The following is a 17,020-nucleotide window of genomic DNA, read 5'->3' as shown; positions in this document are numbered from 1 at the left end:
CGATTGTGGGTGCGTCTATCCCCCCGACTTCGCCGGCACCTGGCGGCTCGTCTTCGCATCTTGAACGGACAGGCCCAGTTCGAAAGTCAGCTCGGTCGAGATCGCCTCGGGCAGCGGCACAGCGTTCGCCGATTCTGGGGTGATGAGCTTCGCCACCTCATATTGGCCCATCACCACCCGGAACCACTGCTCCCGCTCCGACATCACCTGGTACTGCCGCTCGTCGGCGGTGCCGGCCAGGTACGGCAGGTACACGACGATTGGCTGCCGACCCTCCGCCTTGCACCCGATGCGGTCGATCCGTCCTGTCCGCTGCTCGATGGTGCTCGGATTCCACGCCAGATCGTGATGGATCACGTGGCGGCAGAACCGCTGGAGGTCCACGCCTTCGCCCATCACCTGGCTACAGACGAGAATGTCTGGAAAGAAGGGCGTGTTGAAAGCGCGCATCAAGCGGCTACGCGCGTCGCGCTTCGTGGCGCCGGTCGCCACCTGGACGTTGGCGAGGAGCACGGTCCCTCGTTCGCCGTCAGGGTCTTCGTCGTCCTGATCTTCGACGCGAATGCCGCCGGTCTGAGTGTGCTTCGCGGCTCCCAGGTAGAGGTCACGCTCGTTCGTGGAACACTGTTCGGTCAAGAACTCGATGAAGTAGTTGAACTTGGCACGCCACGACACTCCGGAGCCGTCCTGGTACTCGAGCATCGCGGCAACGGCCTCGGCAGGCTGGAGCGTCTCCAGTTCGCCTAGCGGGAAGCACCTGACGAGCGTGGTCGGCACGCGGAGGAACCGTCGCATGACTTCCGTTAGAACGCCCCGCTGATCTGCCGATACCCGCGCCTTCCGGAGCCCGCGATTGTGAGCCACGAGAATCTCGCGGAGGCAACGGTCGATCGCCTTTCGCCCTGGAGAATCGCTATCGTCGAAGAAGCGCCCTTGGACCCGCTCGAGCAGCCGCTCTATCTCCTTGTCGCTCGGCTGGCGCCCGACCACGGCAAGGCGCTGCCGGGCCGTTTCGTTGATTCGGCGCTCGACCTCGCGACTAATATGGATGCGCAGGGCGCGACACGTGTGCCGATAGAAGGCGAAGACCAGCACCTTCTCACCGGACTCCCAGAGATCAACCACCTTTCTGACCGTTGCGTTCACCTTGGGATGCGCGACGCCTGAGCACTCTTCCAAGGCGCGATCGAACTCACTCAGGTACCACTTGGCCTGCGACAGATCGACGACGGTCTCCGGCGGCACCTCCTGATCGTCCCGAACCACCTTCCTGTCCTCACGCGTCTTGCGGAAGGCCTCGTATGACGAGGACAACGCCTCGCCCAGAAGATCCTGGCCGGGCCTCACCGCGCTTCGTGCGGCAAGGAAGAACGGCAGCATCTGCTGGGGAGGCACGGGAAGCCCCGTCGATCCCGCCACGCCGACCACGGCGCCACCGTTCATCCTCGCGCGCCGCGGAATCGTCGTGCCCGCCCAATGGTTCCCCTTGTTGTGACGCACGATCCAGGGCCGCAAGGCCTCTTCCGCAGCATCGCGTGACCGCTTAGCGGCGACAAACGCGTCCACAACAGCGCGCTGATGGTGGTTCAGCGATTCGCGATCGGAACGGCACAGACGCAGCCACCAGGCGTCAACATCCGCGTCGCAGTCCTCCGGCCGGAGACGGCTCCACGCTCGCTGCAACCCGATGGCGGTCCGCTGGCTGTCGTCGAGGCGACTTCGAAGGATCTCGAGCTGCTCGGCGAACTGTTGCCGTTCGCCTAGCTGACGTGGGTCCCAACGCACGTCCCCGAATCGGACCAGGACGTTCACCAGTTCATGGTGGCCGAGCTGGAACGGCGTTGCCGTCAGAAACAGCATCCTGTCGAACGCGCGTGCCATGGCACCGTCCCCGGTGCGCAGGTCCTTCTCCGACTCGGGATCCTGGAGCTGTCGCGCGAGGCGCGTCCCCGGGTTCTTGAGATGGTGCGCCTCGTCCATCACGAGCAGAGACGAGCGCCATCGAGCCTCCATGAGAACCGGCTTCCAGAGCGCTTCTTCAACCTTCCGGAGTGCGACGCGCGTCGCGGTCAGTCGTTCCGTGACGCGATCTTTCCCGCCGCGCGCTCGGACCGGCATCTGTTCGAGCGCTTCGGCCAGCGCTTTCAGGTCGACGCGAGCCATCGCTCGCGTCACCGCCTTCGGCACCGGATCGTCGTTGAGCCGCCGGTCTTCCCGAACGGCGCTGTTGTAGATGTCCTTCCACGCCTGCGGGTCGGTCTGCAAGAGCCTTTTCCACAGCGTCTCGCCACCATCGTGCGCGCGCTCTTCGCCGAGAGCCCATAGGAGTTCTCCGAGGTAGCGATGAATCTGCTCCTTCACCTGAATGAGCCGGCTCGCCCTGCCTCGTCCATGTCGGCGCAACGCTTCCGCGATCAGGGCCAAGCGCACCCACTTGTCCGTCTGCTGCCGGCCCATCGCACCCTGGGCGACGAAGATGAAGTGACACCGCTCCCGGGGCCTGTCGTCGAGCAGCTTTAGCAGCTCCACGCTATGCCTGGCGATGCCGTAGCGCAGGCTAGTACCATCGAGCAATTCCTGACGCGACGCGAGGTCGCGGCTCACTGCGAGTCTGCCGTCGAGGTACAACTCGCAGAACGTCTTGAGGTCCTGCTCCCACTTGTCCACGAGGTTGGCGGGCACCATGAGGATCACGGGCCCGGCGGGACTGCGCATAGCGACGCTGTAGGCGACTCCGAGCGCGACGAACGTCTTGCCCATGCCCACCTCGTCGGCAAGGACGACGCCGGGCCGGTTACGCAGGCGCGCGAGGATGGCCACAACCTCCTTGCGCTGGCGTTTCTGCTCTACGAGGGGGACCCGTCTGTTGATCCGGGTGCCGAGAACCAGCTCGTCTGGGGGCGCGTACATGTCGGTCAGTTCGCGCATCTTTCCACCACTCGTTTCCAGAAGGCCATCACCTCCAGAGAGGTCTGGTGAGGCAGGTCCCCGAGCTGTTTGTCCAGCTTCTCCACGAGCTCCCGCAGGAATTCCAGGAACACATTGTTGAACTCAGCTCTCGACAGCGAGGTCTCGGTCGCCGTGTAGTCCACTTCGCGAAGCACGATCAGCAAGTCGGCGAGCGTCAACAACGCCTCGTCTACTCGACCGTCCGCCGCCTTGAACTCACCAAAGAGACGATCGGCCAATGCCTCGACGCCGATCAAGCCGCGCAGACGCCAATCGAGGCCCTGCCGACCCCATACAGGCCGCTGCAGACTCTCGCGGAGTTGGGCGAGCACACGCGCGCGCCGGCGAATGCGGTGGAGGAAGGTTGCCTGTAGGTCGTAGCGGCGAAGGGGGTCCAGGTCGATGGGCGTGGCTGAATCGAGTTCGCCCTCGTAGTCGTTTGGGCTTCCGCGCCCAATCCACCCGCGGATAGCCGCGCTGGGATCGCTCGCTGCCAGAATCAGGAGCATGTCGTCTGCGGTCATGTTCTGCAACGTCGAGGGAGGTGGCAGGTGCCGGCTGTCCTCGACGTTCAGGGGCAAATACGCCCCGCATCCGCCCCAACGAACCAGCAGCCGGTCCGGTGGCTCCACTGGCTGCCACTTGACCGTCTCGACGCGTCTACGACCTGAGGCGACCCACTTCGACGCCGCCAGCAATTCCCGCTCATGACGCCCGCAGGCGTGAATCGCCCAGTCATCTCGAAGGAGGTCCGGCTCGAATCGCAGTACGATCTGGCGAGTGTCGCCCGCGCAGTAGGTCGCCGCCAGGAAGCCGTCAGGCACAACCGGAGCCTTTGCTTTCTCGCCCTCAGGGGGACGCACACCCAGCCACTCCGCCATCTCCGGGTTGTCCACTTCCTCGACGTCGGGCCACACCGCCTCGAGCCGCCCGGTGTCGCGTCCGTAGTCAACGCTGTCGGCAATGCTCAGCAGGTTCGCTTCGGCGTTTCGGTAATGCCCAACGCCCATGCCCGCACAGGTGAAGTTGGAGGAACCGATCATCAACGCGAAGTAACCGTCCGCCCGCAGTGAGAGCATCTTCGCGTGCCACGGTCGCGGGTTCTTGTCCTGGTCCGTCTCCGGCAGGATTTCCACCGTCACTTCGGCGGCGTACTTCGGCGGAATTGTCAGAAGCGTCCTCGGGGCCGCAAGTCGCGGCAGGCCGGGTGCTTCGTCGTTGTGAACGGACGGCACGGAGAAGAAGACCTGGCGCTTCGCTCCACGCGCCATGGCCTTGCACAGCTCCGCGGTCACCCTGCCGCTCTCGTCGCCCACGTCGAAGAACGGAGATGCGACCCGAACCTCGGTCGGTGACCCTCCTCGACGCCGGCACGCGTCGATCGATTCTTGAAGGCTGCTCCGTCCGGTACCGTCAGCCTCGACCCTTGGCAATGTGCAGGCGAGCTGCTGCCGCACGGTCGTCCGTCGCGACGGGTGTTTCCATTTCCGCGTCTGCCGTTCTAGGTCGTCCAAGAAACCTCGCGCTCGGACGACCTCCGGTGGATTCACGGAAGCGCCTTGAACGAGCGACACGAGGCTTCGGAGGAACTCGATCGCCTGACCGAGAATGTCGAGGTCGGCATCGCCTGGCGTCAGGTCAACAGACGCCGAGACTTCATGGTTGAAACGATAGCCGGGGTCGGTCACGTTGGCCGATGTCACGATGACCCGGATGCGCTGACTCCATGCCAGAAGGCTCAGCTTAGCGTGCTGCTTGCCGGCCCGGATTCGAACCGGGAGCACGTCCCACCGCAGCGAATGCTCAACGCCAGCCTGAGTGTGATCGACAAGGACGCCGGCGTAGCGGCGATCGAGTTGGCGTTCCCGTTCGAGAAGGAAGGCGAGGTCTTCACGATTCGGCTCCGAGTCGATGTCCAGGAACCGCGCCAGGCACTGTTCGTCGAACAGCCCAGGAGTAAACGTGTAGGTCGTGGCCAGGCACCCGACGGGATCGCCCGCATCGTTCGGAGGCCTCCACAGGTCGAGCATGGCACCGCTACTGGTCGATGTCCCGTTACGTTTGCTCATGTCAGGTCCCCGTAGAACTGGCGGACCGGCCGGCCGCGATAGGTGTGCAGATAGCGATCGAGCCGGAGTTCCCTCGGTTCTTCCCGGTACGCGTGGCGGACAGAGATGCGCTCCGGCCCGATTCGGTCGAACCAAGGCCGCTTGCCCTCCGCCGATTTTGCTCGCTGAACGGCCTCGTGATGCGAGCACAGCAGGAGGGCGCACCGCTCGGGATCCGTCGGTTCGCCGAAAGCCGCAAACCGCCGGTGGAACAGGCTCTGGAGCGGGGCGTTCGCAAGGATGACATTCCCCAATGTGCGATGCGCTGTCTCGAACCGCCTGTCGAGGCCGCTAACGCACTGCTTGAAGTCCGCGTCACTGGCGATGTTCGGGACGACGTAACCGCTCGCGTCCTGACGCGACGCGTCGGCCTTCAGTACGTCGAACGCATCCTGGAGATGCCTTGCGAAGCCCTCGTAGGCGCGAATGGCCGCCAGCAACGGCCCGTATGATGGCTCTTGTGTCTCCAGCCGGTCGTGGAGCGTCTCCTCCGGCAACTCGTCATCCTGTGCGTCAGCCTGTAGGCTCCAGATAGTCGGCAACGCTCCGAGCCGGCGCTCGCCGCCGGCCGTCAACGCGTCGCGCAACCACCGCTTCTCGCGCGCCCGGCACCCGGACGGGTCGAACGCCGTGGCCAGTTCCTGCCAAGCCTCCGTGTCCCATCCAGGCTTCGTCCGCGGCGGCGCCTCGGCCAGGCTTCGCTCCACGGCCTTCGACCATTTCTTGACAACCGTCTTCCGGGCGTCTTCGAAGCGTCCCAGACCTCGGTCGCGCGCCCAGGCGTCCACCAACCCCTCAGCGTCCGGCCCGGACCCAAGGTGAACGTCCACCAGCCCGAGGTGCGTCGCCAGCCGCTTATAGACTCCGTGGAATCCGAAGATCCGCGGCGTCTTCAAGTAGCTGCGAGCGTCGAGGTACCCGTGCTGTCCCCGAGTCCGCCGGGCGACCAGCGTACCCGGGACGCCCCAAATTGCGCCGCTGCCGGCGCCGTGACAGATAAGCGCCTCGACGACCAACCACTCCCAGACAAGATAGGGTGACGCGTCGCGCTTCCCAGGGTCGTCGTCAAGTCCCTCGCAGACTAGGGCGCCGACTGCCATCGCGGTCAGGAACCGGATGCGCTGCATGCGCTCGCGCACAGCGGGGACCAACAACGTCGCGAGCTGGTCGGCAATCTGATAGAGACCGAGCGGATCCAACGACCCCTCGCTCGTGCCCGGCGGGTCGTAACTCGTGAGGAACGGAAGGGAAATTGTCATGTGCCACACGTCGTCTGAAGAACGGCCTTCCAACGCGCAAGTTGGTCAGCCCGGCGCATCGACTATCGGGCGTTCGCCGACTTCTTAGTCGAGAACCTGGTTATCCCAAGTGTCGGTCTCAGGATTGCCTTCCGGTAGGCCGCGAGAATCCGCAATACGCACAACGCGCAGTACGACTCCGTCGATTGGCTGCGATGGGAGTCGTTCGCGGCCTCATTGGAACCGTATCCGAGCCGTCTGACAGGGTGGGTCACAGGCGGGACGTCCATTCGGAACCGATCCGCGTCTTTCACCAAGGGGGTTGGCTGCGGCGATGTTAGCGGAATCGGGCATCTGACCTTAGCCGGCGACGCACGGAAACCTGCCTTCGGGCGCAGCGTCACGGCATCTGGAGACGTTTCCATCAAGGAGTGTATTCGCGCTCCGATCGAACTCGTGCCCGTTTCACACGGCGAGCGACATTCCTCGGCAACGACGCCGGGTCAATTCCAGTCACTTCGCAGACTTGAGACCACCGCAGGCATCCCAAGTAATGCGTCATCAACTCTGCGCGCTCGGCATCATTCAGGTGAGGTAGGCCGCCGCGTGGGTCGCCCAGGGCTTGGTCAGGAAGGCCGTACTCGCCGATGATGAACACACCGAATTCGCGACCGGCCGCCAGGTCGCGGGCAGCCTCCAGATTCCGGTGCAGCTGGTTCCTGCCGGCGTACCAGGCTGTGGACTCGGCGAGGCTCTCTGTTCGCTTCCCCTCAACCAGTAGAGCGATCTGGTCGGTCTCAATACAGCAATCCACTTCCGTGAACCCTTCAAAGGCCCACCACTTACGGCCGGACTTCTCTGGGCCGTAACGGTCGAGGGCGCCCATCGCGGCAGCCTGGCTTTTGATCCTCGCGGAATGACCTTTGAGCCCAACGAGCTCCTCACGACGCTCCTGGGTTGTCGCACTGTAGCTCACACGGCGCCCGTCAGGCCCGGGCCATGTGAGCCGATCAGGGTTCTGTATCAGCCAACGCAAGAACGACGCCCCCGGGACTACGGAGAACTCAAAGCAGCGTTCCAACTCGATGTTCCCCTGGACAGGGTCGGCGTACGGCCGCTTCTCGCTGACCGCCGGGAGCACTGTGCCAGGCTCGGACAGCATCCTCCCTGACACGTCCGACTTGGAAAGCCGCAGAAGTTTGGGCAGCCAGGACGCTCCGGTCGGATCCATCCCGAACAGCCGCCGAAAGACGGGGCGGACGCGGGTTATAGAACTGTTGACGCTCGGCTGCGTCACCGGATCGACGATCCAGCCTTCAACAAGATCGCAGTCCTCCGGCACGCCGTAGCCGTCGGTGCGCCGCACCCAAGCCCAGGCAGCCTGTATGGCCGCGAGCACGGCATCGAGCGAATCACCATCGGTATCGTCGGCGCATGCCCGGCGGACGCGCTCGGTCAATTCGACTCTGATCTTGTACCGGCCGAAGAGCGAGCCGTCACCGAGCTTCTGAACGATTCGCTCGCGCACGGCGCGCGCAACTGCCTGCACATCCCCTGGTTCGGCCGGCTTGTACCGGTCCTTTCCCACGAGCGTTCGAGCGACCAGAGCAGGGTACGCCTCAACGACGACTCGGTCGTCCGTTGTGGGGCGAACCGGAATGACACATGTCGCGCTTCTCAAGAGCCGCTGCGAACCCTCGTAGAACATCAATGCGACGGGGACACCATAGAGTTTCGACGGGCTTTGCGCCCCGGTGAGGCGGTCTACGAGCCGAAGGTGCTCCCGATCGTTCTCCGGCCGGTCACGCTTGTAGTCTTCGAGGACGTTCCGAAATCCCTCGCGCGACAGGCCCGCAACCTGCGCAACGTAGCCGGCCCAGGAACCGGGCCAGTTCAGATTCTGGATAAGGCGGCGAGGCTGGCCAAACGGGAAGTCGATGCCAGCAATCCATGGTCCAGGTGAATCGAGGAAGGCACCGAACGCATCGAGGGACTCCAGTCGCTGAAGGTCCTCGACGACCAAGCGATCACCGTCAAACTGGCATCCCGCGCACGTAATCGCCTTTGAACGAGATGGACGGCTGGTGAAATCGATGCCGAAGACTTCCATGCGTTTTCATCCGCGGGCCCACGCGCCGTCCTGCTTTTCCGAACATAGCGGCGCATCCCGCTTAGTATGGGTCATGGCGAGACATAGCAGGCTCCGTTCGTTCAGCGTCTCAGCCGGTGGCCGGCCCAAGAACCGATCCGGAGCCAGCACCAGAACCCGACTAGACTTGTGTCTTTGTCATCGCTGCTCCCGATGACTCGGGACAAGGCCCTATCGTCGATTCCACCAGCTTCCTCTCACTCTCCACTATCGGTGGTTGCTCGGCTCCGAGGTCGCGATTCGTGAGGATCCGGCCGCTGATCGTGTCCCCAGGACCGGTGCTCCAATCGTCGGGCGCCTTGTTGGGTGATCTTCCTTCCGTTTTGCATCCTCCACCCTACTGGAACCACTGCGCCTGGACGGACATAGAAGTTCTGCGGCTTTCGCCCGCCGGGCCAAATGTCAGGACCAAGTCCTCGCCGCGTGCCTCGACCCTCAATTTGGCTGCTCCCTCTCGGCTCGCGACATCCGCGCAACCGGCCAGTGGCTTGAGCGGGACCTCCGTCGTGCCGGTCCAGGAACCAGTAGCCGACGCGCGGGTTACTGAGAGGCCTCGGCTGATCTCGAGGCCGCCCGCCCGGAAGGAGAGGGTGACGCTCCCTCCGCCACGTTTGGCGGCCTTGAGAAAGGTCAACGCTTGGCGCAATTCCTCGACGTCGACCGCCAGCCGTCCTCCTAATGCCATGTCGTGTTCTTCCGTCTCAGCCAGCGCACGGTGGCTTCCAAGTCACCGTAGAGCCCTTCGAGCCTCCGGTATGACTCGCCGAAGCGCCGCTTCAATCCGGCTGCCACGTCGTTGAAATCCCAGTTCCCCAACCGCTCGCTCGACAACTTCGTCGTCCGTGAGCAACTCGCCTTCCAGAATCCACTTCAGGAGTCGGCGAAGGTCACCATCGGAGTACTCCGCGATGTTCGCTTTGCGAGCAATGGAAGGTCGAGGCGAACGTTCCTGCACACTATTGCCAGGTGTGGGTTCCTCAGGTTCCTTTGGCCTTCCGTTCCCCGGAGCGGGCTGTGGCAGCCCGCCTCCGCCGCGGTCCGCACGCTCAACCGCCCGCTCGTACGCGGTCATCGTCCGCTGGATCTCCTCGTCTTGACGCATGAACCAGTCGGTCGACCAGATGCGGTGGAAGTTCCAGCCAAGCGCCTCCAGGTGCTGTTGGCGGAGTCGGTCTCGATCCCGGGCCGTCGGCGCTGAGTGGTAGGTCGCGCCGTCACACTCGATGGCCAACACGAGACGCCCTTCCTGCCGCGGATGCTGGGCGACCATATCGAGGCGGTAGCAAGACGTGCCGTATTGCGGAAGCAGTTTCACGCCGTGGGCGGTCAGTGCGTCGAAGACCGCCTGCTCGAAGTCGTTCAGAGGCACCTCTCGGCTGCCGTCTCCGCCCAGCCGGCTGCCGCCACTCGACGCGTATTCCAGGTAGGCGCGCAGAAGCTCCACCCCCTTCGCCTTGCTACGCGAGGGGGCCATATCGAGATGGGAGAACGAGGAGACCAACGCCAGGCTCTTCCTCGCTCGGGTAATAGCGACGTTCAGCCGCCGCTCACCACCCTGGCTGAGCAGCGGGCCGAATCGATACGGCAGGCGACCAGACGAGTCCTTTCCGTAGCCGATGCTCAGGATGATAGCGTCCCGCTCATCGCCCTGAACACGCTCCAGGTTCTTCACGAAGAAGCGTTCGGCAGCCTCCGGGTTGAAGAACTCGTCCAAGTCGGGTCTGGACTGACGGGCCTTATCCAGGGCCGCCTCCAGCCGCTGGGCGTGCTTGATGCCCATGGTGATGACGCCGAGTGATTCGAATGGCCGGTGTTCGGCGTGCCACAGGACCATTCCGATGATCTTGCTTACCTCGGCGCTGCAACTCTCTTCTTCGCCCTCTCGCCCTGAGCCGTTTACCAAGACGTGCGAAATCGAAGACGCGACACCAGGACCCGGAAACGTCACCAGGCGGTCGCCGTAGATGTGGTGGTTGGAGAAGGCGATGAGTGACTCGTCGCGACTCCTGTAGTGCCAGTCCAACGACCAGGGAGGCTCGAGAAACGACGACATGAGGTCAAGGATGCTCTCGAAGCCCTCGGTCGCTCCGGCCTCGTCGCCGCTCTCGTCGTCCCCGGTACCGGTCGCAAAGAAGGTGGTGGGCGGGAGTTGGTGCTTGTCTCCAGCTACAACGGCTTGGCGCCCCCGCAAGAGCGAGGCCACGGCGTCTTCGGGAAGCACCTGGCTCGCCTCATCGAAGAGGACCACGTCGAAGTAGGGCCGTTCGGCTGGGAGCAACTGACTCACCGACAGCGGACTGGCCATCCAACAGGGCTTCAGTGCCAGCAGCACCTCCGGAGCCTGGGCGAACAGGGTACGCAGCGGTAGATGTCTGGACTTCTTCTGTGCCTCTCGGCAGACGATCGCGTCCTGGTCCGAGTGCAGGTTTCGTGTCTCAATCGCCTTCTCCGCACACGCCCGTCGTACTCTCGCGACCGCGGTCCGAATACGTTCCTCGTCCAACTGACGAAACTCGCTGACGAACTGCTCGTGCGTTCTACCGTTGAACCCCGCCAGTCCGGGTTCCTTGATGTGGATCGCTTCCAGGCATGAAGAGAGCCAGGCATGCTGGAACAAATCGGGCCACTTCGCCGGATCGGACTTCGGATTTCGGAGGTGCGGAAGGAGGCAGCCTGCGTCGTTGCCGCGAAGAACAATCTCAAGCTGACAACACCGGAATCGCTGGAATGGTGTGCCGCGATCTTCCGCCAGCATCGCTAGCCAGGCCTCCAAGGGGGAGACCTCAAGCAGGTCCAACACCAAGAGCGGAAATGTCTCCGCCATGGGCAGCAGGTCTGCTTCCACATTCGAGAGACACTGTCGGACCAAGGCGGCGGCCTCACAACCAGTCGGTAGATCGGCGCCAGAGCACCGCGCCTTCCATCGAGCGAGGATGCCTGGAAGCCGACCCAACTCCTCGAGTTGTGCAGCGGCAGATGCCGGACCGCCAATCCGGAGCGCCTTCGCCCGTTTTCGCGCGGACCTGTAAGCGCCATTGAACAGACTGGCGGTGATGTGCCTGCCGAGCGACGCGGACGGCTCGAGATCACGAAGCAGGCTGTCCAACTCGGTCCCGAAGACCTCTTGCCGGTAAACTCCGAGGACGTCGTTGACATCCTCAACAAGACGTACCGTCTCCCTTAGATCTCGCCAGGTGGCTGGAGGAAGTAGCGAGCAGGCGGCGGACATCTTCCGCAGGGCCTCGGCCAACCTCGGCCACGTCTCGCGTGCGAGTCGCGTCGACCGCTCCATTGCGGTGCGGACAGCCTGCTCATCCGGCAGCCACGCCGTCGCCCAAGGAGAGGGATGCCCAGGACGGAAGAACGGCGCGAAGCCCGCTGCCTCGCGGAGCGTGTCGCGGATCAGTTCCACTCGTTCCCTGGTGAATCCTTGCAGTGCCTTCTCTGACCATCGAACGGGCGTGCTCACGCCCGCGGGCAGCCGTAGAAGTTGCCCTTGAATCTGATACGCGCTCACACCCCACGGTTCCCGGCGTTGGTGTAGGGCCCTGACGTGGCCGTTCAGGCGGCCACGCCGGTCCATAAACTTGCGGTGCATTTCCGCCGCGTCGGGCACGGCCGTCGTCCTGTGCAGCTCCAGACTCTCCGCCATCTGGTCTCGAATGTGGCGACGAGAGACATCTGCTCCATGGAGGTCGAGGCACAGGTGCAGTAGACCAACTTCCTTCAGGCGATGAAGGACCACGTCCAACGCCGCTCGCTTCTCGGCTACGAAGAGGACGGACTTTCCCCTCGCAGCCAACTCGGCGATGAGGTTCGCGATCGTCTGGCTCTTCCCCGTCCCTGGCGGGCCACTAATCACGCCGTTTTGGCCGCTGAGCGTCGCAGCAACCGCCTTCTGTTGGGTCGAGTCGGCCGTCAGCACCAGGAATTCTGCCTCGGGAGAGTTCGTATCGAACTTGGTCGCGTCTGGCTCCGTCCGCATTCCCCTGGCCAGTTCGCGTGCCTTGGGATCGCCGGCAATTCCGGCGATGATCGCGTTGCCCGACATCTCCCCGATGCGTTCCTTCAAATCCTTGACGATGGCCATCTTCTGGAACGAGAAGTTCCCGATGACCCATCGCCGTTCGACGGCGAACCCGCTGACCTTCGCGGCAAGCCCAGAAAGCCGGTCAAACGCGGGGTTGAGATCGAATGCCTCGCCTTCCTCGTCGCCTTGGATCTCCTTGATGATCTGCTCAGGCGTCACTATCAGCCCGTGCTCGGCTTCCAGCGCGAAGAGGAGAACGGGATTCACCTGGATCTCCCCCGTTCGGCGGACCTGCCAGTACCGCCCCTCGCGTCCTCGCGAAGTCAGGTCTACTGGCATCAACAGCACAGGCGCCGATGCCGGACGACCATCATCGCGGGGAATCCAAGTCGCAAGGCCAAGGGCCAGGAACAGTGTCTCCAGTCCTCGTTCTTCGTAGTTCGCAATCGTGCGACGCTTGATGTCACGCAGTTTTCCAGCGACGCTCTTCTCGTCGTCCTCGGAAACGAGGTCGAGCAGCGGCACTGAGCCGAGTTCCTCGCCAGGCGCGTGCCACTCGAGCAACCTCGCCAAGCTTCCATTCGGGGCCGAACTGATGTCGACGGTGCCCGTTTGAAGGTCCCGGAAGTACAGCAGGTTGTTGCGTCTGGACAGATCGATGAGTTTTCTAATCCAGCCCTGGCGAGCCTGGTCCACGTATGTATTGACGGATGGCTCCATTCGATTCTCGCTGCTGTTCCCTGGAAGACGACTCCCTGCGGTCAATTGCGCCATGGTGCGGCTATAGGGGATCCAGGATGTCGTCCGTATCTCCCGCGCGTGAATCGGGCGTTCCCGAACCAAAGAGCGACTTCTGGATGCCGGCAGCGGCACGACCACGCTGAACTACCAACGGGCCTCCACCGTCCGCCAGGGGGATTACTCGTTCTAGAACCGAACGCAACTGCTGTCCATCTTCCGTCGTACTCATGTAGACCCATTTCACGGCGCGGGTGACGCCCACGAAGAGCAGGCTGGCAAGCCGACGGTCCGTGAGATACGGGAAAGAACGGCCGACGAGCCGCGGAAGCAACACCGTGTCGAACGTCAGCCCCTTGGCGCTGTGATACGTGATCAGCTTCGGTAGATCCGACGAGAAGTCGGCTTCTTCCTGTATCTCCACTTCGAGGCCTTGCTCGCGAAGCCCTTTGGCAAACCCGTGGATCTGGCGTTGCGCGCCAAAGAGAATCGCGATCCTCTCGCCCTTGACCTGCCTACTTCGCACGATTTCAACCAGGCGCTTCTTCTCGTCCTCAAAGTCCTGGGCGAGATAGAGGAGAGGCTTTTCTCGTTCTGTTTGGGTGGTCCTGACCTGGCGTAGGTAGCGGGTGCGTTCAACCGGGTCGTCTAGAAGGGAAGCGGCGAGCTGTGTGATGTACGGACAGCACCGATAGGCGTCAAGGAAGGCAACGCTGCCGCTTCGGAGGCCGAGCGCCGTCAGAATCTCCCGTTCCTCGGACCCGCGGTCGTAGATCTGCTGTTTTCGGTCCGCGCAGACCGTCACATGTTTGCTCAGTCGAGAGAGCAACTCGAAGGCAGGTCGGTCGAGGTCCTGCCCCTCATCCACCAGGACGAAATCGAAGGCCGGCTCGTGCAGCAGATTCGAGTAGGTCCGCTGAAGGATGGCATTTCGGATGGCGTCGAAGTCAGGCCTCTTCGCTTGGGCGTCCCACGGCACCCGACCACCGATGTGGGTCTGAAAATAGGTCTTGCACCAACCGTCCAGTGTGGACACGCAATCGAGCGGCAAGTCCAGGTAGTTGAGCGCCGTGCGTATGTACGACTTAAGGACGTTGGTGTAGACGAAGATGTGGAAGCGATTCGGAGGAACGTGGTATTTCCGAGCCAGGAACTGCGCCCGGTAGAGCAAAATCTGGGTCTTCCCCGAACCAGGACCGCCGATGATCGCCCGATGCTCGCTTGGCTCCAACGCGATGGCCCGGCTCTGGTCTGGCGTGAGCTCCTCTGGAGCCACCAACCAGCTCATGCCGCACCGCCCCTCTCCAGCGCAGGCAGGAGAATTGGCAGCTTGCCACCGAGGTCCCCTGCGGGTTCGCCTTGAAGTCGTCGTTGTCGCTCTTGTTGTGCCCGCAGTTCGGCCTCCCGGTCCCCCTGCATCCCAGCTGCGGTCTGGAGCCAAGCCAACCGCCAATCATCCAGCGCCCGCAAGTTCTGTCCAAAGGCGGTCAGAGCCTCCGTCAGACACGCCGCCTTGGTGACAGCATCCCCCATCGCATCTGCGACCCTGGCTTTCTGAACAAGGTAGGGCGCACTCCGGTCGCGTCTAAGGGCCTCGTCGATGTTCTCCCCGGCCTTTGTCACTTCCCCGCGACGATGCTGGTACAGCGAGAGGTTGAAGAGCGAGCCTCCGCTACCGGAGCATCTCGACGCTTCGAGGTAGAACCGCTCCGCTCGTTCGACATCCCCGAGCGCTGCATATTCTCCGGCCAACCTGTCCAACAACCAGCTGTCTGGTCGTCCTCTCTGTCGAATGGCCTGGCGCAGGTAGTCAATCGCCTTCTCATGCTGTCCGATCTTGCCGTAGGCTCCAGCCAGTTCGGCGAAGGTATCGGGCACGAGATGACGTTCGACTCTTCCGAGCCGAAGGTTCTCCTCGGTCTCCGCGATCTTCAGACGATCAACCTGGGGATTCACGACATTGGTGAGTGGGCTCTCGATCCGGGCGTCGAACGCCGCATCGGTCCCTCGGACCGACAGCTTCACGTCGAACACCTGGTTCTGGTCGTACCGGTATTCCAAAAGCAGGGGAGTCCCCTCGTTCACAGGCCCCGGTACGGCAAAGCAGGCATCGAGAAGTGTCCGGCTGACGCCTCCGTGCGACGCGAGGAGTTCCACTTTGACGTCACAGTTTCCGACGAGCACCGATTCTGGGACAGCAATGCTAGTTACTTTCTCGAACTCATCCGCCGGCGGAAACGGAAGTCGCGTGCCCCTGCGGACGAGCGTCACCAAACCAGACGTCGTCCTGATGGAGATGTCGTCCTGACAGACCGGTTGAATCAGGCCAACCCCGAAGAGGGCAAGAGACAAGGCATGGTAGGCGGCACCTCTGGCGACTGCTGTCTGGGCGGCGTCCGAACCTTCGTAGGTCAACAGCTTCGCATTGACGAAGTAGCCGCGGATCGCGTCTTCGACCTGTGGTATCAGCGTGCTCCCGCCGACGAGCAAGCAGAAGTCGATGTCGCCTCGATTCAATTCGGCTCGGTTCAGTGCGTCGTCCAGCGGCGCGAAGACCGACGCGGTCATCCTGTACTCGGTATCGACCGCGGTCAGGGAATCCCGGTCCAGGAATGGCTTGAGTAGGGCTTCAAACTGGGCGGCTGACAGTGAAGGGGACTGGAGGAGAAGTCTGTGGTCTCCCACCTTGCAGGGATGTTGACCGGAGACGACTTTGACGATCTGCGTCTTGTCCGCAGTCTCGTACTTTCCGAAGCTGCGAAGCCGCCTGATCTGAATTGAGAGCCCTATCTTCAGGGCTTCCGCAATTCCGAGCAGCGCCGGCTCGATGAGCTTCTTCTTTTCGGTGAAGCCAGGCGAGAAACCCGGGAGGGGGTTCTGCTCGAGCAACTGGGGCAGCAACACCTCGTAGAGGATTGCCGCATCGATGTCCCCGCCGCCCAACCGATGGTAGCGAGACACTGCTCTGGGGGAGACGGCAAGCCTGTCCTGATCGAGCGGTTGCACCGCGAGCACTGCCACGTCGCACGTGCCACCGCCGAAGTCGAACACCAGGAGGTTCTTCGGCCCAGTCAACTGGCCGGCGAAGGTCTCGCGGTGACCGACCAGGTAGTCGAGAAAGGCGGCCACCGGCTCGTCGAGGAGGTCACCGCCCTTGATGTTCATGCCCGCCCTGGAGGCTGCATCGCGCGTGTCTTTGCGCTGGGCGGCCTGAAACGAAGCGGGAACGGTGACCACCGCACGGCTGACCGGCTCGCCGGCCCCCTTCGCGGCGCAGCCGTTCAGGAAACGAAGAACCTGCCCTCCCACCTCCGCAGCGCTACGGCAGCCTTCGGGCGCCCGGTGGTAGGTCTTCCGAACCCCCATGTCGTTCTTGCAGTCATAGAAGAGGTTCTGCTCCTGGCGCAGTTGCAGTTCTGCTGCCCTCGCCCGCAATCGCTTGGCTCCCTCCCCAACCCACATGCGACCATCGTGGAACGCCACAATTGAGGGTACCAGCGTGTGAATGGCCACCCCTTCCAGTGTCTCTTGCTCTACTTCTACGCAGCGGGCGCTCGGAAACTCCCTCTGTCCGGGCATCCACGTCACTTCTGCCAGCGTGGAATTCGTCGTGCCGAGATCAATCCCAACCGCGCGAACGGGCTTGTTCGGAACGGTCAGAGCCGCACCGGCCGGCGCGAATAGGGCCAGAAGGTCATTTCCCATGGTCTCTCCGCCCAAAGACAGTCCGCTGAATAGATCGTGGACCGAGCCCGGCTAACAACGATGCTGGCCGGTGAAGCGCGTCAAAGGACTACACAGACTGGCA

7 protein-coding genes are annotated in these 17,020 nt (G+C 63.2%); all 7 read right to left on the bottom strand.

Features of this window, described 5'->3' with window-relative positions:
• Nucleotides 1-15: 15 nt before the first annotated feature.
• Complete coding sequence (locus VGK32_12690) at nt 16-2,928, bottom strand: DEAD/DEAH box helicase (protein HEY3382623.1); 2,913 nt, start codon at nt 2,926-2,928, stop codon at nt 16-18.
• Nucleotides 2,916-4,979 carry a hypothetical protein gene (locus tag VGK32_12685; protein ID HEY3382622.1) on the bottom strand — a complete coding sequence of 688 codons (2,064 nt, stop codon included), beginning with the start codon at nt 4,977-4,979 and terminating at the stop codon, nt 2,916-2,918. The genes VGK32_12690 and VGK32_12685 overlap by 13 nt, the downstream gene beginning before the upstream one ends.
• Nucleotides 4,980-5,014: 35 nt before the next feature.
• The gene (locus VGK32_12680; GenBank protein ID HEY3382621.1) at nt 5,015-6,316 is read right to left on the bottom strand and encodes a hypothetical protein; all 1,302 of its coding nucleotides are present in this window, start codon (nt 6,314-6,316) and stop codon (nt 5,015-5,017) included.
• A gap of 403 nt (nt 6,317-6,719) precedes the next feature.
• Nucleotides 6,720-8,405, bottom strand: coding sequence for a DUF429 domain-containing protein (locus VGK32_12675; GenBank protein HEY3382620.1), 1,686 nt, complete (start codon nt 8,403-8,405; stop codon nt 6,720-6,722).
• Between the two features lie 766 nt (nt 8,406-9,171).
• The gene (locus tag VGK32_12670; GenBank protein ID HEY3382619.1) at nt 9,172-13,194 is read right to left on the bottom strand and encodes an AAA domain-containing protein; all 4,023 of its coding nucleotides are present in this window, start codon (nt 13,192-13,194) and stop codon (nt 9,172-9,174) included.
• Between the two features lie 61 nt (nt 13,195-13,255).
• Nucleotides 13,256-14,500 carry a 3'-5' exonuclease gene (locus tag VGK32_12665; protein HEY3382618.1) on the bottom strand — a complete coding sequence of 415 codons (1,245 nt, stop codon included), beginning with the start codon at nt 14,498-14,500 and terminating at the stop codon, nt 13,256-13,258.
• Nucleotides 14,497-16,917 (bottom strand): Hsp70 family protein, encoded by a 2,421-nt coding sequence (locus tag VGK32_12660; GenBank protein HEY3382617.1) that lies wholly within the window; start codon nt 16,915-16,917, stop codon nt 14,497-14,499. Before VGK32_12660 ends, VGK32_12665 begins: the two co-directional genes overlap by 4 nt.
• Nucleotides 16,918-17,020 lie beyond the last annotated feature (103 nt).

It is taken from the genome of Vicinamibacterales bacterium (genome assembly GCA_036504215.1).
In the GTDB taxonomy this organism is placed as follows: Bacteria; Acidobacteriota; Vicinamibacteria; order Vicinamibacterales; family Fen-181; genus FEN-299.
This window is presented reverse-complemented; position numbering and strand designations above follow the sequence as displayed.

Excerpts from the sequence above, each read along its gene's own strand:
- VGK32_12660 (HEY3382617.1), bottom strand. The coding sequence starts at position 16,917 with ATGGGAAATGACCTTCTGGCCCTATTCGCGCCGGCCGGTGCGGCTCTG.
- VGK32_12665 (HEY3382618.1), bottom strand. The coding sequence starts at position 14,500 with ATGAGCTGGTTGGTGGCTCCAGAGGAGCTCACGCCAGACCAGAGCCGG.
- VGK32_12680 (HEY3382621.1), bottom strand. The coding sequence starts at position 6,316 with ATGACAATTTCCCTTCCGTTCCTCACGAGTTACGACCCGCCGGGCACG.
- VGK32_12685 (HEY3382622.1), bottom strand. The coding sequence starts at position 4,979 with ATGCTCGACCTGTGGAGGCCTCCGAACGATGCGGGCGATCCCGTCGGG.
- VGK32_12675 (HEY3382620.1), bottom strand. The coding sequence starts at position 8,405 with ATGGAAGTCTTCGGCATCGATTTCACCAGCCGTCCATCTCGTTCAAAG.
- VGK32_12690 (HEY3382623.1), bottom strand. The coding sequence starts at position 2,928 with ATGCGCGAACTGACCGACATGTACGCGCCCCCAGACGAGCTGGTTCTC.
- VGK32_12670 (HEY3382619.1), bottom strand. The coding sequence starts at position 13,194 with ATGGAGCCATCCGTCAATACATACGTGGACCAGGCTCGCCAGGGCTGG.